The following is an 18,984-nucleotide window of genomic DNA, read 5'->3' as shown; positions in this document are numbered from 1 at the left end:
GCTATATAATTTGCTTACATCATTAAATATTATTTTATTTTTTGTTTTTTGTGTATTCATTATTATCGAACAGAGTGGAACGATAGATGAGGTAAAAAAATTATATTTTAAATTATCGCAAACAAATGAAGAGCTACAACAGGCAAATGAAAAATTACAGGAATATGCTGTAATGAAAGAAAAAATGGGAGAAACAAAGGAGCGCAACCGGTTGGCTAGAGAAATTCATGATACATTAGGGCATACGCTAACGGGTATATCAGCGGGGGTAGATGCTTGTATAGCGATGATCGATAGTTCTCCTGAGGTAACGAAAGGACAATTGGAGCTTATTTCAAAAGTTACAAGGGATGGAATAAAAGAAGTAAGAAGGTCAGTAAGTGAATTAAGACCCGATTCTCTGGAACGTTTAAACTTGGAACCGGCAATTCGTAAGATGGTAAATGAAACAAATTCAATAACAAATACAAAAATACATTTTGAATGTGATGTCGAAAAATTGAAATTTGATGAAGATGAAGAAAATGCGATATATCGTGTTGTTCAGGAAAGTATGACGAATTCTGTACGACATAGTCATGCAAAAAATGTTTATATTACTATAAAAAAGAAATATTCCGATATTTATATTTCAATCAAAGATGATGGAATTGGATGTACTGATATGAAGAAAGGATTTGGTACAAGACATATTGTTGAGCGGATAAAGTTATTAAATGGGACAGTAGAGTTTGATGGAAGTGATGGATTTACAACAAATGTTGTAATTCCTATAAGATGGGGTGAAGAATATGATTAAAGTACTGATTGCAGATGATCAGGAATTGATTAGGCAAAGTTTGTCAATTGTATTAAATACAAAGGAAGGAATAGAAGTAACAGATACGGTTGCAAATGGACAAGAAGTAATTGCAAGTGTACGAAAAAATAGACCGGATGTTATTTTAATGGATATTCGAATGCCTAAAATGGATGGCGTACAGTGTACGAAAATAATAAAAGATAATTATTCAGAAATAAAAATTATTATACTCACAACTTTCGATGATGATGAGTATGTATATAATGCATTAAAATGGGGAGCAAGTGGATATCTTTTAAAAGGAGTATCGATGGACGGATTGACTAATGCAATACGTACTGTATATAGTGGACAGGCAATGATAAATCCAGATATTGCTACAAAAGTTGTAAGATTGTTTTCACAGATGGCAAAGGCTGATTATGTAGTTGATGTAGATCAGAAGAGAACAGAAAATCTGACTAAAACAGAATGGAAAATTATTAATGAAGTTGGACGGGGAAGTTCGAATAAAGAAATAGCGGAAAATTTGAATCTTTCAGAAGGTACTGTACGGAATTATTTGAGTGGGATATTAAACAAATTAGAGTTCAGAGACAGAACGCAATTGGCAATTTGGGCAGTACAGAATAAAGTAGCAACAAAAATAACGGAGCAATAGTAAATGAAAAAGAAAAGTATATACGGATTAGTTGTTTGCTTTTTGAGCATAATATTAATAATACTTGCATGGAACTATAGACAAAAAAATAAACCAATTGTATTGGAATTTGGCATGTTTGCTGAGAGTAATTGGGATGTTAAGAATGCGAATGCATATGTAATAATAGATGATGCAATAAAAAAATTTGAAAAAGAACATCCAGGTGTTAAAGTTCATTATGAGACAGGGATTAGAAAGGAAGATTATTCAGAATGGTTAGATAGAAAAATATTAGAAGGAGAAACACCAGATGTATTTATGGTGTTGTCTGATGATTTTTATAAATATGTGTCATTAAATGTTATATCTGATTTAGATAATCAGATTGCTAATGATAGGAATTTTAAAAAGGAGTATTTTTTTGATACAGTATTAGATATTGGAAAATATCATGAAAGTCAGTATGCGTTACCATATGAGGTAGTACCGACTTTGATGTTCGTAAATAAAACATTGTTGGAACAAGAAGGAATAGAAGTCCCAAATGAAAATTGGACATGGAGTACAATGGAGCAAATTGTTGATCAGATTACAAAGGATAAAAACGGTGATGGTGTGATCGATCAATTTGGGACATATAATTATACTTGGAAAGAAGCTGTATATTCAAATGGTGCAGAGCTTTTTGATAAAGATGGGAAAAAAGCTTTTTTTTCGGGAACAAAAGTGAATGAAGCAGTTAAATTCGTGAAAAAGTTAAATGAAATGAATGGAGGCCGTGAAGTAACACAAAATGATTTTGATTCGGGAAATGTGGCATTTATGCCGTTAGCGTTTTCTGAGTACAGGACATATAAAACTTATCCGTATAAAATAAAAAAATATACAAGTTTTCAGTGGGATTGCACAAGCATGCCGGCAGGCCCAGGAGGTCATAATACTTCAGAAGTAGATGCACTTTTGATGACTATTGGAAATAAAAGTAAACATAAGGAATTAGCATGGGAATTTCTGAAAATGTTAACTTCGGATTCTTCAATTCAAAGAGAAATATTTGAATATTCGCAAGGTGCATCAGTATTGAAATATGTAACTGGATCAAGATATGCAGAAAGCATGATTCGGAAGGATATGGATGTAGATGAGAGGGTTATTGATAATCGTTTGTTAATTGATGCGATAGAGAATGGACGGATAAATCCAAAATTCTCGAAATATCCAGAGGCTATGGCATTAGCAGAGAATGAAATAGATGATATTTACAAAAATGAAAAGAATATTGATAGTTCGCTTAAGGTATTTCAGAGAAGTATTACTAAATTTTTAAATCAATAAGAAAAGCATTACATTTGTCACATTTTTTTGTGAGAAATGTAATGCTTTTTTAGTTACAAAATACAGGTGTACAGGAAAAGGAAAATTAGTAATATTAAGACAACAAATAACAAGCAAGGAGGAAAAGAAATGAAAAGAAAATTAGTGAGCGTGTTATTGAGTGTTTCATTAGTTGCAGCAATGGTAATGGGTTGCAGCAACGGTGATGGGGACAAGAAATCTAGTTCGACGAAAACTGAATCGACGTCAAACAAAAAGGGAGGTCACAAGTTTGGGTATACTTGTATGGACGGAACGAACCCATTCTTTGTAACATTGGAAGATGAAATCAGAAAGAAAGTCGAAGCAAATGGGGACGAGCTTGTATCTGTAGATCCGGCAAATGATGTAAGTCTTCAGGTACAGCAGGTAGAGGATTTGATTTCACAGGGAATTGATGCAATGTTCCTGAATCCAGCAGAAGCTGAAGGAATTCTTCCAGCTTTGGATGCTTTAAAAGGAGCAAACATTCCAATCGTTAACTTTGATACAGAAGTTGCCGATATGTCGTATGTAACAAGTTATGTTGGATCTGATAACTACAATGCAGGTAAAGTTTGTGGAGAAGATTTAGTTAAGAAATGCCCGAAGGGTGGAGACATTATTGTTCTTGATTCACCGACTATGAATTCAATTGTAGATCGTACAAAAGGATTTACAGATGCAATCAAAGGAAAAGGATTTAACATTGTTGCACAGCAGGATGCAAAAGGGAATCTTGAAACGTCAATGGGAATTGCAGAAGATTTATTACAGGCACATGGAGATGTAGTTGCAATCTTTGGTGGAAATGATCCTACAGCGCTTGGTGCATTAGCGGCAGCAAATGCAGCAGGAATTAAGGATTGCAAAATTTACGGAGTAGATGGTTCACCGGATGTTAAATCAGAGCTTGCAAAAGGTGATTCTTTAATGGAAGGAACAGGAGCACAGTCTCCAGTTGGTATTGCTGATAAGTCTGTAGAGGTTATGTATAAAATCTTAGATGGCAAGAAAGTGAAAGACAAATATCCAGTAGAAACATTCCTGATTACAGCAGATAATGTTAACGATTATGGTACAGATGGTTGGCAGTAAACGATAGTCATTAACAAAAATATGAAAGGTGCTTTATTCAAATGAACTGGATAAAGCACCTTTTTGCATAAAAGAAAGATATAAGTGGGTGATATTTTGAGTGGTACAACATTGCTAGAAATGAAACATATACACAAAAAATTCCCAGGTGTATATGCATTAAAGGATATTAATTTCGAACTTCGAACGGGGGAAGTTCATGCATTACTAGGTGAAAATGGAGCCGGAAAGTCTACGCTTATCAAAGTGTTAGGCGGAATTTATACAGCAGATGAAGGCGAGATAATTATAAACGGTAAAAAAGTAAATATAGATGGTGTAAAGGCTGCACAGGCTAATGGAGTAGCGATTATTCATCAAGAATTGGTTTTGGTTCCGTATATGACTGTAGCTGAAAACATTTTTTTGGGACGAGAACCGATGAGTTCCGGATTTGTTGATAAAAAGAAAATGAATCATGATGCGCAAAAATTGTTAGATGACTATCAAATGGGAATACAAGCTAATCAGTTAATTAAAGAATTAACGATAGCACAGCAGCAGATGGTTGAAATTGTAAAAGCAATTTCTTATAATTCAAAAATTTTAGTTATGGATGAACCAACTTCTTCGATTTCAGATAAAGAGGTAGCATTTTTGTTTAAGACAATGAGGAGTCTTACTTCCAAGGGAGTAGGTATTATATATATTTCTCATAAGATGAGTGAATTGGAAGAAATTTGCGATAGAGTAACTGTTATGCGAGATGGAGAATATGTAGGTACTGAAGTTGTAAAAAACACTACAAAAGATGCATTAATTGCAATGATGGTTGGAAGAGAATTGACTAATTACTATACAAGAGATTTTGAAGAACATGAAGAAGTTATTATGCGATGCGAAGGAATCTCAGATGGTGAGCTGGCAGAAAACGTAAGTTTTGAACTTAGAAAAGGTGAAATATTAGGCTTTGCCGGATTGGTTGGAGCTGGAAGAAGTGAAGTAATGAAAAGTATATTTGGGCTTATGCCAAAAAGTACAGGAGATATATATCTGGAGGGTAAAAAAGTTACTATTAATTCACCAATTGATGCTATGAAAAATGGCATTGCACTTGTTCCGGAAAATCGTAAACTCGAAGGTTTATATTTGGTACAAAGTGTCAGGTTTAATTCAACGATAGAAGTTTTAAACGAGTTCATTAAAGGTATTTTTGTAGACAATTCTAAAGAAAGAGAAATTACACAAGAATATATTGATAAAATGGCAACCAAAACACCTTCACAGGAACAAGCTATAGGTAATCTGTCAGGAGGAAATCAACAAAAGGTATTAATTGGTCGTTGGCTTGCAACACATCCGAAAATTTTAATTCTTGATGAGCCTACAAGAGGTGTAGATGTAGGTGCAAAATCAGAAATATATGCAATTATGAATAAATTGGCAAAACAGGGAATGTCAATTATTATGATATCTTCTGAGTTACCAGAAATTTTAGGAATGAGTGATCGAATCTATATAATGGCACATGGAAAGATGAGAGGCTGTATTAGTCATAAAGAAGCAACGCAGGAAAGCGTTATGATGCTGGCAGCTGAATAGGATGGGCATAATAAAGGAGGAAAAAAACAAATGGAAGAAAAAACAAAAAAAACAACAGCGACAGCTGGAGTTGGAAATGCTGTTAAAATATACTTTAAAGAAAATCTTGGTATAATCGTAGCCTTCTTGGTATTATGTGTATTTTTATCAGTTTTTCCAAAAACAAGTGGATCATTTTTTACAAGACAGAATATATTTAATGTATTAAGACAGATTTCTACGAACCTGTTCCTGGCATGTGGTATGACAATGGTAATTATTCTTGGTGGAATCGATTTGTCTGTTGGATCAATCATTGCATTATCAGGTTGTATTTCGGCAGGATGTGTAGCAAGATATAATCTCCCATTACCGATAGCATTACTTATGGGACTTTTAGTTGGACTTTTAGTTGGTATGTTTAATGGTGCTGTAATCAGTAAAACTACAATTCCAGCATTTATCGTAACATTGGCTACAATGAATATAGCAAAAGGACTTGCATATGTATATACTGGCGGTTCGCCTGTACGAGTAGTAACAAAAGAATGGCAATTTTTAGGAGCTGGTTATGTTGGAATTTTTCCTACACCAGTTGTAATTTTAGTAATTGTTCTTATTATTACAGCAATCATTATGAATAAGACGAAAATGGGACGTCATATGTATGCTGTCGGAGGAAATCAACAGGCGGCCGAGTTTTCAGGAATTAAAGTGGAAAAAGTAAAATTCTTTGTACATGCATTTTCTGGATTGATGGCAGGTCTTGCTGGAATTGTTTTGGCTTCACGTATGTATTCCGGACAGCCTACAGCCGGTGATGGAGCTGAAATGGATGCTATCGCAGCAGTTGTTGTTGGTGGAACTTCAATGGCTGGTGGTAGTGGTAAAATTGGTGGAACTATTATAGGTGGTTTGATTATAGGTGTTTTAAATAACGGATTAAATCTTTTGAATGTAAACTCATTCTGGCAGTATGTAGTAAAAGGAGTTGTGATTTTACTGGCTGTATTCCTTGATTACTTTAGAAATAAAGGAAAGAAATAAGATAAACTGAAAAGGAGAAAGATTATGTTAGTTTCATTAAAGCCGTTGATGGAAGATGCAATGAAAAAAGGATATGCAGTTGGAGCATTTAATTGTCCGAATATGGAATCAGTAATGGCTATCATACAGGCTGCAGAGGAAACAAATTCACCAGTTATATTAAACTATGCAGAGGTGCATGGAAATTTGATATCCATGGAAGATATCGCACCAGTTATGCTTCAATTTGCAAAAAAAGCCTCTGTTCCAGTTTGTGTACATTTGGATCATGGTGAGTCTATTGAAAGTTGTATTAAAGCAATACAGTTAGGTTTTAGCTCTGTGATGATTGATGCATCAGGCAGTGATTATGAAGAAAATATAAGAATAACTGCAGAAGTGGTGAGGTTGGCTCATGCAGTCGATGTTACAGTTGAAGCAGAACTTGGACATATTTTCTCATCTGACAAAGGATTAGGAGATACAGAAGAAATTGAAACAGCGGACAGTTTTTCAAATTTAGATGATGTGTATACAAGTCCAGATATGGCAAAAGATTTTGTTGAAAAAACCGGAGTAGATGTGTTGGCAATTGCTTTCGGAACAAGTCATGGGATTTATACACAGAAGCCAGTTTTGGATTTGAATCGTATTACAGAAATTAAAAACAAAATTGATATCCCATTCGTAATGCATGGTGGTTCAGGACTTAGTAAAGAGGAGTTTCAGACAGCTGTAAAAAATGGAATACGTAAAATTAATTATTACACGTATATGACATTGGCTGGTGGAAAAGCAGTCAAAGCTGCATTGGATAAAAAAAGTGTAGAAGAAAATATTTTCTATCATGACATTCCGTTAATTGCTATGAAAGCTATGAAAGAAAATGTGAAAGTGGCAATTGAAACATTTGCACTAAAAAATTAGGGAGTGTGAAAGATGAAAAGATCAGAGATTAACAAAGCTTTGAAGGATATGCATGATTTGATCAAAAAATTTCATGTATCACTTCCTCCATTTTGTGAATGGACACCAGAAGAGTGGAAAACAAAAGGGAAAGAATACGATGAAATTAGAGATAATATGCTTGGCTGGGATATAACAGATTTTGGACTCGGAGATTTTGAACATACAGGATTTTCGTTAATTACGTTAAGAAATGGAAATATAAAAAACGATAAGTATGATAAACCATATGCAGAAAAGTTATTGATGCTCCATGAAGGTCAGCATGCGGAAATGCATTATCATGTATATAAAATGGAAGACATTATTAATCGCGGAGGTGGAAATGTACTAATTCGTGTATATAATTCGACGGAAGATGGAAAAATGGCAGATACAGATGTCATTGTACATAGCGATGGATGTGTTTATACAGTGAAGGCGGGAACTCAGATAAGACTAACGCCAGGAGAAAGTATTACTGTGACAAGAGGATTGTACCATGACTTTTCTGTAGAAGAAGGAAAAGGATCCGTTTTGTTGGGAGAAGTTTCTATGTGCAATGACGATAATACGGATAATTATTTCTATAATAAAAAAGTAGGACGTTTTCCTGCTATAGATGAAGACGAAGAACCATACCGTTTATTATGTAATGAATATCCAAAGGTTTTGTAGGAGGAAGACCTATGAATAAAGAAGGAATAACGGTTGCAGGAAATCTTATTGCAGATGTAGTATACACAATAGATGTATATCCTCAAAAAGGCAATTTAACATGGATGAGAAATCCGGTTGCCCATACCGGAGGTATTAACAACTTAATTATTGATTTGGCACGGTTAGATTCTAAAATACCAATAAAAGTATCGGGAGTTGTGGGTGATGATGAAAATGGTCAATTTATAGTAGATTCTTTAAGAGAGTATCCGAATATAAACATTGAAGGGATTGTAAAAAAAGGAAGAACAGCTGTTACATTTGCAATGACAGAAAAAGAAAGCAAGCAGAGAACATTCTTTTTTGATCCAGGAACCAGTTTGGAATTCAATGAAAAGCAGATAGATTTTAAGAAAATAAAGGCGGATATTTTTCATTTAGAATATTTACTTTTATTAGGAACGCTGGATCAACCGGATGAAGACTATGGAACTAAAGCCGCAAAGGTATTAGCAACTGCACAAAAATATGAAATGGAAACTTCAGTAGATATGGTTTCAGAAGAAGGAAATCGATACCAAAAAGTTGTATGGCCTGCATTGAAGTATACAGATTATTGTGTGGTAAATGAAGTAGAAGGAACCGGTGTGACTGGAATTCAATTATATGATAAGGATGGAATAAAAGAAGAAAATATGAGAAAGGGGTTGGAAAAATTAAAAGAATTGGGAGTAAAAAAGTGGGCTATAATACATTCACCTGCATGTGGATATGGTTTGAATTGTCAAACAGGAGAATTTGTAAAAGTTCCAAGTTTTAAACTCCCAAAAGGATTTATAAAAGGAACGACTGGGGCAGGTGATGCATTTTGCTCGGGCGTTTTATATGCAGCGTATCAAAGAGAAAGTATAGAGAAGGCATTATATTATGGTGCTATTACAGCTGCATGTTCACTCTCTAAAGAAGATAGTACCTCAGGTGTTATGGACTTGAAAGAAATGAAATTATTTATGAAGACAAACGTATAGAAAAGTTGCTAAAGATAGAAAGAATTTTGGAGATTATAAGATTATGTTTATAAAATCTGGAATTCTTTCTATTTTTTTGTTTAGCCGATGAACTTTCTTTCACAGAATAAACATAAATTTTCCACATACTTTTCAAAAAAATTTCTTATATTGTTACAAAATTGAGTTTAACAGGAGGAAGGAAATTTGATAGAAGTAAAGAATCTTACCAAACGTTATGGTAACCATCTGGCGGTAGATCATCTGAATTTCACCGTAGAATCCGGTAAAATCTATGGATTCTTAGGACCAAACGGTGCAGGAAAATCTACGACCATGAACATCATGACCGGTTACCTGGGAGATACAGAAGGACAGGTGCTGATCGACGGACATGACATTTTGAAAGAGCCTGAAGAGGCCAAGAAGAATATCGGCTATCTGCCGGAAATCCCGCCATTATATATGGAAATGACGGTGCGGGAATATCTGGAATTTGCCGCTGAATTAAAAGGAATTAAGAAAGACAAAAGAGAATCGCAGATAGAAGAGGTTATAAGACTTGCCAAATTAAGAGATGTAGAGAACAGGCTGATTCAGAACCTGTCAAAAGGTTATAAACAAAGAGTCGGGCTTGCACAGGCAGTTCTGGGATTTCCGGAGATTATCATCCTGGATGAGCCGACGGTAGGTCTTGACCCGAAGCAGATCATAGAGATCCGTGAACTGATCCGCAAGCTTGCGAAGAAACATACCGTAATCCTGAGTTCCCATATTCTTGCGGAAGTAAGGGAAGTCTGCGATTATATCATGATCATATCAGGAGGAAAGCTGGTTGCCAGTGATACGACCGAGAATCTGGAGAATATGATGAGTGGCAAAGGTCAGATCGAGGTGGAAGCAAAGGCTTCCAGGGATGAGATGGATCATATTATCCGCCGGACAGGAAAGATCAAAGAAGTAAAATACCGCACCAGTGCGAGCGGCATTACAACTGCGCAGATTACGGCAAAAGGCGGGGAAGATATCAGAGAAGAGTTATTCCTTGCATTTTCCCATGCAGATGTACCGATGCTTACCCTGAATCAGAGTAAGACAACACTGGAAGAGATATTCCTGGAGCTGACACAAGGGTCAGGCAATAGAATGATAAAGGAGGAGAAGTAAGATGAGAGCCATCTATAAAAGAGAGTTAAGATCCTATTTTCATTCTATGATAGGATATGTATTTATCGCTTTCCTGGTAGCTTATACGGGAATCTATTTCCTGGCGTATAACCTGAACTATGGATATCCGTACTTTTCTTATGTATTGTCAGGGATTCTGTTCGTATACCTGGTAGCAATTCCGATCCTGACGATGCGTTGCTTTGCAGAAGATAAGAAGAATAAGACGGATCAGATGTTACTGACAGCACCGGTCAGCCTGTTCGAGATCGTGCTTGGAAAATATCTTGCAATGGTAACGATCACGGCTGTACCGTGTGTGATCTATCTGATCTTTCCACTGATCATTAAAGCGCAGGGGACGGCATACATTAAGGTAGACTATTTGGCAATCCTTGTGTTCTTCTTACTCGGATGCGTATATATTTCCATTGGAATGTTTGTCTCTTCATTGACAGAAAGTGTGATCATTGCGGCAATCGGCGCATTCGGTATCCTGCTTCTGACTTATCTCTGGAGCGGCATCCTGAACTTTATCCCTTCGGCAGCATGGGCAAATGCATTGGCAGTTGCGGTGTTGTTGACGCTGGTCGTGCTTGCAGTCTGGAATATGACGAAAAATGTCGTGATCAGCGGGGTACTGGAGCTGATCGTACTGGCAGGAACACTGATTACTTACTTTGTAAAGAAAACAGTGTTTGAAAGTCTGCTTTCCACAGTACTTGGCAAACTGGAACTGACAGAAGTATTTTCCAATATTGCCGATAACCATCTTCTGGATGTGAGCGGGATTATATTGTACCTGTCACTGATCGTCTTGTTCTTCTTTTTGACGATGCAGATGATTCAGAAGAGACGTTGGAGTTAGGAGGAGCATAATGTTAGAAAAAATCAAGAAGTCATTCCGGAGTGCATCATCGAAAAACGGAAGTTACAGTGTGGGAATGATCGCACTTGTGATCTGCATGGTGATCGTTGTCAATCTGATCGCAGGTCAGCTTCCGGAGAATGTTAAGAGCATAGATATCAGTGATAACAACATTTACGGAGTATCAAAGACCAGTAAAAAGGCATTGAACAAACTGGATAAAAAAGTAACATTTAAAATCTATGCAGAGAAAGATTCGACAGATACAAGGATCAAATCATTCATTAAGAAATATACGGCGCTGTCCGATAAGATCAGTGTAAAATGGATCGATCCTGTTCTGCATCCGGCAGCACTTACGAAAGCGGGAGTCGATAAGAATACGATCGTAATCTCCTGTAAAGATACCGGAAAAACGAAATCCGTTTCTTTTGATGATATTTTAGTTTCGGATTCTTATTCCTACTATACAACAGGAAGCAGTTCTGCATCCGAATTTGACGGAGAAGGCCAGTTCACAAGTGCGATCAATTCGGTTACAAGTGAACAGACAGAGAAAATATATTATACAACCGGACATGGGGAAGCAACATTTTCAGATTCTGTGACGAAACTGTTCAGTAAGAATAACCTGACGACAGATGAAGTAAATCTGATGATGACAGGTAAAATTCCTGACGATTGTGATCTGTTATTTATGGATGCCCCATCAAAAGACATTTCGGATGATGAGAAAACATTACTTCTGAATTACCTGAAAAAGGGCGGAAAGGTATTTATCATTCTTGGAGATTCTGAGGATGAGACACCGAACCTGGATGAAGTACTGAAAGAATATGGTATGCAGGAAGCAGATGGTTACATTGCGGATATGCAGAGAAGCTACCAGGGCAACTACTATTATATCTTTCCTGAGATCACAGCAACAGATGATCTGGCCAATAATCTGGAATCAGAGATGGTACTGATGATCAATGCACACGGTCTGATTACAATAGATCCGGCAAGAGATACGATCACAACAACGGCATTTATGCAGACATCCGATAATTCTTATGCCGTGACAGAGGATAAGCAGGAAGAAGGAACCTATACACTGGGAGCAGTCGCAACCGAGCAGATCACATCCGACGATTCGTCCGACAGCAGTTCTTCCAAAGACAGCTCGTCTGATGCGACAAAGACCAGCCGTCTGACAGTGATTTCTTCTGAAAGCATGATCGATTCGCAGATTACAGATACGTATACAACACTGGAGAACCTGGACCTGTTCATGAACGCGGTGACAGCGAACTTTGACAAGACAAAGAACGTAGCAATCAAGGCAAAGAGCCTGGAAGTAAGTAACAACACGATGCAGCATGCGGGAATCATCAGCATCCTGACAATCTTCGGAATTCCGCTTGTAATTCTGATCTATGGATTCATGCGCTGGTGGAAGAGAAGAAAAGCGTAAATTAAGAATATTTATGGACAGAAAAGGGGAACTTTGATGAAACAGAAAAAGACAATGCTCATCATGGTGGTCGTGCTTGCTGTACTGCTGGTACTGTACGGAGGTCTGAAAGCATGGAACAGTCACAGTGACAGGCAGAAGAAGGCAAAAGAAGACAAAGAAAAAGTCAGCCTGGTAGATGTAAAGAGTCTGAAGTCATTTGCCTATGAAAGCGGCGGAAGTAAGATGAGCTTTACCAAAGAGAATGGCGAATGGGTATACGATGAGGATGACGGAGTACGTCTGAACCAGAGCACGATCAAGAGTACGGCAAAAGAAATCACAGGACTTACGGCAGTCCGCAAGTTAAGTGATCCGGATGAAAAATCAGACTATGGACTGGACAGTCCGGATTACACTGTTACCTACGCAGCAAAGGACGGAACCAAAGGAACGATTCAGATTGGTAATGCGGCCGGAGACAATTATTATGCAATGATCGAGGATTCGGATGCGGTGTATACCATCTCAGGTACACTGGTATCGGATCTTGTATTCGACCTGTCATCTCTGACGGAGAATGACACACTGCCATCGATCAGCAGTGGAAACCTTAAGAAGGTAGAGGTAACACAAAACGGTAAGACTACGACTTATAAGAAAAAGAAAGAGCGGGCCGAACTGGCAGGCGGATGGGGAACCATCTCACTTACCCAGTGTGCAGATTATAATGTAAAAGATCTTGCAAAATATGGTCTGGATGAAGCAAACCGGATTACGGTAACGGCAACTTATAAGGATAGTACTTCAGGGGATAAGAAGACGTGTACTGTCTATGTTGGAAATGTAAATGGTGATAACCGTTATGTACAGCTTAAAGATTCCAATATGGTATATGAGGTCGGAAGTTCAATCGTAGAAAATATGATGTCGGTAGATAAATAAAACATATCAATAGAAAAAATTTGGAATTTCAGAAAAAAGACGGAAACAGCACAGAAAATGTGCCCTCCGCCTTTTTCTGATTTTTGAGAAAAATGACGAAAAGTTTTCACATAATTTACAGTACATTTATTGCCTGAAAGTATAAAAAATGGTATATTATTAATAGGTTTGTTGTGAAAATATACAAAAAACCCGGAAAAGAAATAAGTAGGAGTGATAAAAGATGTATCAGGAAGAATACAAACGCTGGCTTGCAGCAGATCTTGAAGATGCAGATCTGAAGCCGGAATTGTCAAAAATTGAGGGTAACGATGATGAGATCAAGGAACGTTTTGCGGTAGCACTGAAATTCGGAACAGCCGGACTTCGCGGAGTGCTCGGAGCAGGAACGAACCGTATGAATATTTATGTAGTACGTCAGGCAACACAGGGACTGGCTAACTGGGTAAAGACACAGGGTGGAACACAGACTGTAGCAATCAGTTATGACAGCCGTTTAAAGAGTGATGTATTTGCCAAGACAGCAGCAGGTGTACTTGCAGCAAATGGGATCAAAGTAAGAATCTACGATGCACTGATGCCTGTACCGGCACTTTCATTTGCAACACGTTATTATAACTGTAATGCAGGTGTTATGGTAACAGCTTCTCATAACCCGGCAAAATACAACGGATATAAAGCATACGGACCGGACGGATGTCAGATGACAGACGATGCGGCTGCAATCGTATACGAAGAGATCCAGAAGACAGACGTTCTGACCGGAGCAAAATATATGTCATTTGCAGAAGGTGTAGAAGAAGGACTGATTAGATTTGTAGGAGATGACTGCAAGAGAGCACTCTATGATGCGATCGAATCCCGTCAGGTTCGTCCGGGACTGTGTAAGACAGCCGGATTAAAACTGGTATACAGCCCATTAAATGGATCAGGTCTTGTTCCTGTAACACAGGTATTAAAAGATATCGGAATCACAGATATCACAATCGTTCCGGAGCAGGAATATCCAAATGGATACTTTACAACATGTAGCTATCCGAACCCAGAGATCTTTGAGGCACTGGAGCTTGGACTGAACCTTGCAAAAGAGTCAGATGCAGACCTTATGCTTGCAACTGACCCAGATGCAGACCGTGTAGGTATCGCTATGAAGTGCCCGGATGGATCTTATGAATTAGTAAGCGGTAACGAAGTCGGAGTACTTCTTCTGGATTACATATGTGCAGGACGTATCGAGAAAGGTACAATGCCTGAAAAAGCAGTAGCAGTCAAATCTCTCGTATCTACACCACTTGCTGATGCAGTAGCAGCTCATTACGGAGTAGAATTAAGAAACGTACTGACTGGATTCAAATGGATCGGAGACCAGATCGCACAGTTAGAGGCAGCAGGCGAAGTAGACAGATTCATCTTTGGATTTGAGGAAAGCTACGGATACCTTGCAGGACCATATGTACGTGACAAAGATGCCGTTATTGCATCTATGCTGATCTGTGAAATGGCAGCTTACTACAGAAGTATCGGCAGCTCTCTGAAACAGAGACTGGAAGAGATCTATGCAGAGTACGGACGTTACCTCAACAAGATCGACAGCTTTGAATTCCCTGGACTCAGTGGAATGGACAAGATGTCTGGAATCATGCAGAACCTGCGTGAGAATGCACCGGCAGAGATCGCTGGATACAAGGTAACAGAAGTAACAGATTATACTAAGACAGAAGAAACAGGACTTCCTGCAGCAAATGTATTAGTTTACAAGCTTGAGAACAATGAGACAGTTATCGTACGTCCTTCAGGAACAGAGCCTAAGATTAAGATTTACTACACAACACTTGGTAATGATCTTGCTGAGGCACAGGCTGAGAAGGACAAGCTTGCTGAGGCACTGAAGCCAATCATGGCATAGGAGTCTGAGGCAGGTTCTGGAAGACACGGAAGTTGTGTTATAAGAAATTAAGATTGAAATAAGAAAATAAAAATAAGTGTACAATTCTTCGGTGGAAGGATGTACACTTATTTTTTATTGCCATGCATTCGTAAAGAGCTGCCAGTGGTAAGTCCTGTAGATACAAAGTATGTAAGATACATTGCCACTTGCAGGAACTACTATGTATATGCTAATACGTTAATTTCCCTTTGGTGCAATCCGCTGTTTCAACTGCTGATGCCGTACAGGATGTGTAAATGCAACTCTCTGTGCTGTAAAGATCGAATTATTAAAGTTAAAGATAAACGATACAAAACATACAACCGAAAAGAATGGGAGCATATTATATCCGAAACTTTCCACGCCGACCAGGATAGCTGCAAGCAAAGTATTTGATCCACTGCAGAACACGGAAGCGAATCCAAGAGCTGCACCGAACATCGGATCAAATCCGAATACCGGTCCAAGTACATATCCTAAGCAGGAACCGATGGAAAATAGAGGTGCAACTTCACCGCCGATGAATCCGGAGGAAAGTGTCAGAATCGTAAGAGCCATCTTAAGAATCCAGTCATAAGCATATATATCGTCTGTAATACCGTCAAAGCACAGAGCAACCAGGTTAGAGCCTGTTCCGGAGTATCTTCCCTGATGAAAGATCATCATAAGAACTGCGACAACAGATCCCATAATCAGAACCTTTTTTACAGGCGAAGAAAAACGGAAAGCGAATTTTAAACGCAGATACCGAAGAATCAGAGCAAATAAAGAACCAACGATACCAAAGACCAGTCCCATCGTAGCCAGTTTTAAGAGTAAAACGGCATTGTAGGTAGAAGGGTGGTAATTCAAGGTTTCCAGTATATTAATATGGAATTTCCGAAGCCCGAGTGTTCTGGATGTAAATGCAGCGCTGATGGAGGCTACCGTTGCTGGAATCAAAGCATGATATTCAAGTTTTCCGGCAACCAGTACTTCCAATGCAAAAAAGATTGCAGCAAGCGGAGTACAGAAAAGTCCGGAAAATCCGGCGGCCATACCGGTGATCAGGAACATTTTACGGCTGTTCTCAATATCGATGGTCTTATCAACCAGACGTCCTATATTATTAGAAACAGCCGCACCAATCTGAACAGCAACACCTTCTCGTCCGGCACTTCCTCCAAACAGGTGTGTTGTCCAGGTTCCGATGACGGATAGTGGCACCATACGGATTGGAAGTTTGGTGTTTTTACCAAGGCCGACGTGAAAGACCATCTTCATACCATTGGCGACAGATTTGCCAAACTGGTGGTAGATGAACCAGATGAAGACGCCGCCAAGAGGCAGGAACCAGATCAGATACCAGAAGTATTTCGTCCGGATAGCGGTACAGGCATTAAGTCCCAGCCCGAATGCTGCATCAACGAGTCCGACAAGGACGCCGACAGCAACACCTGCGATGGCCAGGACAAAAGTGTCCTTGTAGTATTTTGAAATGTGTTTGAACAATGTTTTTATCATAATAATCCCCCAAAGATAGATTCTCTCCTGTTTATTATAACTGGTGAAGAGAGAAATCCGCAAGTCATTTTACGGTATTGGTTTATCTGGCTGAAATCTGTCTTTTATAAAGTCTGTAAAGGAATGAATGGTCGGATAATTCAGCATATCTTTGTGTGTCACATAGTAGATCGGTCTTGATAAAGTAACTTCAAGCGGCACGATCTTACATCCCGGATTCTTTAACCGGACTGCAATTGAGTTTGAAGAAAATCCAATGGCTAGATTGTTGGAGGCAAGCTGTATTGCAATATCAGACTGACTGGTTTCGCAGCTGTTTTTCAGAACCGATGATGAAGATTGCATGCAAATCTCTTGCTTTAAGTATATGAAACAGTGTTTTGCTTCCTTCTACATCAAGATGGCAGGTGACAAGTGGATGTCGATCATGATAATCCGTGATCAGCTGTGGAAGATTCAGATAACCTCCAATCCATAACATGCCTAGTTTCAGAGTTCCTGTTTGCAAAGAACTGTATTTTAACATGCTGTATTTTAACTGCTCTGTATCATTGAGAATACGTCTGGCGGGATGAAGAGGGAAATGTACAGGCTGCAACTCTTCCATTTCGGTTAAGTGGCGTTAATATATCCTGTGATCTGACTCCGGAAGCTGTAGAACAGGCCGTGATCAAGGCAAAAAAAGCAAGAATCCAGCATCTCACGCGAGAAAAAGGATTTATTCTTAAAAGAGAAGGATCGAATCAGGTAGCAGTATTACTTCCAAGTGTTATGCCGACCGGGCTTAGCAGTCAGGAACTTACGAAGATGGAACTGGACACCAGAAGACAGGTGTTGTATTATGTAGAGGCATTCCGCAGATATCTTAAGGGGATGGAGCAATGTGAACTGACGATGATCGGTCCGTCTATCGGTTTCCGTGAGACAAGAAGGATCAAAGGAAAGTCGATGATAAAAGCGGAAGATGTACTGAACAGAAAAAAATGTGAAGATGGTGTGGCAAGAGGCGGATGGAAGCCGGAGATCCACAAAGATACAGATAAGATGGCAACATATATGGATGTAAAAGAAGAAAGCTGGTTCGATATACCACTTGGGGCTTTGCAGTCAGATAATATCGGGAATCTGTATGCGGCCGGAAGGATGATATCTGCAGATGAAGCAGCATTTGCGGTAGTAAGGGTTATGGGAACCTGTTTTGCCACCGGACATTCGGCCGGAGTGGCAGCCGCTGTACAGGCAGAATACGGCGAAGCAGATATAAGAAAGATCAGAGCAGAACTGGACAGACAGGGAGCTTTATTAGAGAAGATATTCTGGTATGCCGATCGTATATGTTGATAGTAAGAGAGGAAAAAAGTTATGACATTGGAAGAAGTACGTGCAGGTATTGATGCGGTGGATACACAGATGAAACCACTGTTTCTGAAACGCATGGAGTGTGGGAAACATGTAGCAGAAGTAAAAGCTCAGACCGGAGGAGATGTATTTGTTCTCGAAAGAGAACTTGAAATCATTGAAAAAAGAGCCACGGATGTGGATCCGGAGATTCAGGAAGAATATAAAACATTCTTGAGACATTTAATGAGCCTTTGCAGAAAATATGAATATGAATTATTACCAGAGATGCAGGAAAAAGTCATGACGGCAGCTCTGGCTGCAGCAGGACTGACAGCTGAGACCGAACATACACAGGTAAAGATTGGATTTACCTGCCCAAAAGAGACAAGTGATCTGAACCTGTTCGTGAACATGACAAAGTTAAATGGAATCCAGATTGATGCTATGAATCTGATGACAGAAAATGAAATTCAGAAAGTAACCATGACACTGGATGGAAAGATTACGGATGTGGGAATGCGGTGCTTGTTGTGTCAGATAGGGAAAGAGGCAGAGGAGTTCCGGATTTTAGAATTGTTTGGGATTTAATTCAGAAAGGCACGACGACCCGGACCTGCATAAAAAGTAGGAAGCCGTTCCTGTTCAGGTTCCGTCGGCGGGAAATACTAAAGCGTCAAAATTATGCTAAAAACGGGCTTCCGAAA

18 protein-coding genes and 1 pseudogene are annotated in these 18,984 nt (G+C 38.7%); 16 read left to right on the top strand and 3 right to left on the bottom strand.

Annotation, left to right across the window (positions count from 1 at the left end):
• The 14 genes from NCY30_RS12575 to NCY30_RS12510 all read left to right on the top strand — a co-directional run.
• Nucleotides 1-799 (top strand): sensor histidine kinase (locus tag NCY30_RS12575; protein WP_250818783.1); only part of this gene is annotated, 799 nt, incomplete at its 5' end.
• Nucleotides 792-1,463, top strand: coding sequence for a response regulator transcription factor (locus NCY30_RS12570; protein WP_006428511.1), 672 nt, complete (start codon nt 792-794; stop codon nt 1,461-1,463). The genes NCY30_RS12575 and NCY30_RS12570, both read left to right, overlap by 8 nt.
• Before the next feature lie 3 nt (nt 1,464-1,466).
• A complete protein-coding gene (locus NCY30_RS12565; RefSeq protein WP_006428512.1) occupies nt 1,467-2,780 on the top strand; it encodes an ABC transporter substrate-binding protein in 1,314 nt (437 codons plus the stop codon).
• A 129-nt stretch (nt 2,781-2,909) separates the two neighbouring features.
• Nucleotides 2,910-3,896 (top strand): sugar ABC transporter substrate-binding protein, encoded by a 987-nt coding sequence (locus NCY30_RS12560; protein WP_044920413.1) that lies wholly within the window; start codon nt 2,910-2,912, stop codon nt 3,894-3,896.
• A 96-nt stretch (nt 3,897-3,992) separates the two neighbouring features.
• Nucleotides 3,993-5,477, top strand: a complete 1,485-nt coding sequence (locus NCY30_RS12555) for a sugar ABC transporter ATP-binding protein (RefSeq protein ID WP_044920482.1) — start codon at nt 3,993-3,995, stop codon at nt 5,475-5,477.
• 30 nt (nt 5,478-5,507) lie between these two features.
• A complete protein-coding gene (locus tag NCY30_RS12550; RefSeq protein WP_022415055.1) occupies nt 5,508-6,503 on the top strand; it encodes an ABC transporter permease in 996 nt (331 codons plus the stop codon).
• A gap of 24 nt (nt 6,504-6,527) precedes the next feature.
• Complete coding sequence (locus NCY30_RS12545) at nt 6,528-7,409, top strand: class II fructose-bisphosphate aldolase (protein WP_006428517.1); 882 nt, start codon at nt 6,528-6,530, stop codon at nt 7,407-7,409.
• A gap of 12 nt (nt 7,410-7,421) precedes the next feature.
• Nucleotides 7,422-8,105, top strand: a complete 684-nt coding sequence (locus tag NCY30_RS12540; RefSeq protein ID WP_006428518.1) for a D-lyxose/D-mannose family sugar isomerase — start codon at nt 7,422-7,424, stop codon at nt 8,103-8,105.
• A gap of 11 nt (nt 8,106-8,116) precedes the next feature.
• Nucleotides 8,117-9,115 (top strand): carbohydrate kinase family protein, encoded by a 999-nt coding sequence (locus NCY30_RS12535; RefSeq protein WP_022415057.1) that lies wholly within the window; start codon nt 8,117-8,119, stop codon nt 9,113-9,115.
• Nucleotides 9,116-9,301: 186 nt separating this feature from the next.
• A complete protein-coding gene (locus NCY30_RS12530; RefSeq protein WP_250818782.1) occupies nt 9,302-10,261 on the top strand; it encodes an ABC transporter ATP-binding protein in 960 nt (319 codons plus the stop codon).
• Nucleotide 10,262: 1 nt separating this feature from the next.
• Nucleotides 10,263-11,129, top strand: coding sequence for an ABC transporter permease subunit (locus tag NCY30_RS12525; protein ID WP_022415059.1), 867 nt, complete (start codon nt 10,263-10,265; stop codon nt 11,127-11,129).
• Nucleotides 11,130-11,139: 10 nt separating this feature from the next.
• Nucleotides 11,140-12,585 (top strand): GldG family protein, encoded by a 1,446-nt coding sequence (locus NCY30_RS12520; RefSeq protein WP_055303045.1) that lies wholly within the window; start codon nt 11,140-11,142, stop codon nt 12,583-12,585.
• Nucleotides 12,586-12,621: 36 nt separating this feature from the next.
• Nucleotides 12,622-13,509 carry a DUF4340 domain-containing protein gene (locus NCY30_RS12515; RefSeq protein WP_055193337.1) on the top strand — a complete coding sequence of 296 codons (888 nt, stop codon included), beginning with the start codon at nt 12,622-12,624 and terminating at the stop codon, nt 13,507-13,509.
• Nucleotides 13,510-13,732: 223 nt separating this feature from the next.
• A complete protein-coding gene (locus tag NCY30_RS12510) occupies nt 13,733-15,415 on the top strand; it encodes a phospho-sugar mutase (protein WP_006428525.1) in 1,683 nt (560 codons plus the stop codon).
• A 219-nt stretch (nt 15,416-15,634) separates the two neighbouring features.
• On the opposite strand, the gene NCY30_RS12505 is transcribed toward NCY30_RS12510, so the two are convergent.
• The 3 genes from NCY30_RS12505 to NCY30_RS12495 form a co-directional block, all read right to left on the bottom strand.
• Complete coding sequence (locus NCY30_RS12505; RefSeq protein ID WP_055303038.1) at nt 15,635-16,939, bottom strand: chloride channel protein; 1,305 nt, start codon at nt 16,937-16,939, stop codon at nt 15,635-15,637.
• 69 nt (nt 16,940-17,008) lie between these two features.
• Nucleotides 17,009-17,284, bottom strand: a complete 276-nt coding sequence (locus NCY30_RS12500; protein ID WP_130096173.1) for a LysR family transcriptional regulator substrate-binding protein — start codon at nt 17,282-17,284, stop codon at nt 17,009-17,011.
• Nucleotides 17,232-17,420, bottom strand: a complete 189-nt coding sequence (locus NCY30_RS12495) for a hypothetical protein (RefSeq protein ID WP_055303036.1) — start codon at nt 17,418-17,420, stop codon at nt 17,232-17,234. The genes NCY30_RS12500 and NCY30_RS12495 overlap by 53 nt, the downstream gene beginning before the upstream one ends.
• Before the next feature lie 113 nt (nt 17,421-17,533).
• On the opposite strand from NCY30_RS12495, the pseudogene NCY30_RS12490 reads away from it, so the two are divergent.
• Both NCY30_RS12490 and NCY30_RS12485 read left to right on the top strand, forming a co-directional pair.
• A pseudogene (locus NCY30_RS12490) lies at nt 17,534-18,280 on the top strand (FAD-dependent oxidoreductase); the annotation flags it as partial.
• Between the two features lie 21 nt (nt 18,281-18,301).
• Complete coding sequence (locus NCY30_RS12485) at nt 18,302-18,868, top strand: chorismate mutase (RefSeq protein WP_195464654.1); 567 nt, start codon at nt 18,302-18,304, stop codon at nt 18,866-18,868.
• The last annotated feature ends 116 nt before the right edge of the window (nt 18,869-18,984 follow it).

The sequence above is a fragment of the Dorea sp. MB18-49 genome, assembly GCF_023669465.1.
GTDB lineage: Bacteria > Bacillota > Clostridia > Lachnospirales > Lachnospiraceae > Dorea_A > Dorea_A longicatena.
The sequence above is the reverse complement of the archived record's forward strand: the minus strand, read 5'-3'. Positions and strand labels throughout refer to the sequence as shown.

What these genes read in the sequence shown, in the direction of transcription:
- NCY30_RS12500 (WP_130096173.1), bottom strand. Translation starts at nt 17,284, where the DNA reads ATGCAATCTTCATCATCGGTTCTGAAAAACAGCTGCGAAACCAGTCAG.
- NCY30_RS12525 (WP_022415059.1), top strand. Translation starts at nt 10,263, where the DNA reads ATGAGAGCCATCTATAAAAGAGAGTTAAGATCCTATTTTCATTCTATG.
- NCY30_RS12485 (WP_195464654.1), top strand. Translation starts at nt 18,302, where the DNA reads ATGACATTGGAAGAAGTACGTGCAGGTATTGATGCGGTGGATACACAG.
- NCY30_RS12545 (WP_006428517.1), top strand. Translation starts at nt 6,528, where the DNA reads ATGTTAGTTTCATTAAAGCCGTTGATGGAAGATGCAATGAAAAAAGGA.
- NCY30_RS12550 (WP_022415055.1), top strand. Translation starts at nt 5,508, where the DNA reads ATGGAAGAAAAAACAAAAAAAACAACAGCGACAGCTGGAGTTGGAAAT.
- NCY30_RS12540 (WP_006428518.1), top strand. Translation starts at nt 7,422, where the DNA reads ATGAAAAGATCAGAGATTAACAAAGCTTTGAAGGATATGCATGATTTG.
- NCY30_RS12570 (WP_006428511.1), top strand. Translation starts at nt 792, where the DNA reads ATGATTAAAGTACTGATTGCAGATGATCAGGAATTGATTAGGCAAAGT.
- NCY30_RS12535 (WP_022415057.1), top strand. Translation starts at nt 8,117, where the DNA reads ATGAATAAAGAAGGAATAACGGTTGCAGGAAATCTTATTGCAGATGTA.
- NCY30_RS12560 (WP_044920413.1), top strand. Translation starts at nt 2,910, where the DNA reads ATGAAAAGAAAATTAGTGAGCGTGTTATTGAGTGTTTCATTAGTTGCA.
- NCY30_RS12495 (WP_055303036.1), bottom strand. Translation starts at nt 17,420, where the DNA reads ATGTTATGGATTGGAGGTTATCTGAATCTTCCACAGCTGATCACGGAT.
- NCY30_RS12520 (WP_055303045.1), top strand. Translation starts at nt 11,140, where the DNA reads ATGTTAGAAAAAATCAAGAAGTCATTCCGGAGTGCATCATCGAAAAAC.
- NCY30_RS12510 (WP_006428525.1), top strand. Translation starts at nt 13,733, where the DNA reads ATGTATCAGGAAGAATACAAACGCTGGCTTGCAGCAGATCTTGAAGAT.
- NCY30_RS12515 (WP_055193337.1), top strand. Translation starts at nt 12,622, where the DNA reads ATGAAACAGAAAAAGACAATGCTCATCATGGTGGTCGTGCTTGCTGTA.
- NCY30_RS12565 (WP_006428512.1), top strand. Translation starts at nt 1,467, where the DNA reads ATGAAAAAGAAAAGTATATACGGATTAGTTGTTTGCTTTTTGAGCATA.
- NCY30_RS12505 (WP_055303038.1), bottom strand. Translation starts at nt 16,939, where the DNA reads ATGATAAAAACATTGTTCAAACACATTTCAAAATACTACAAGGACACT.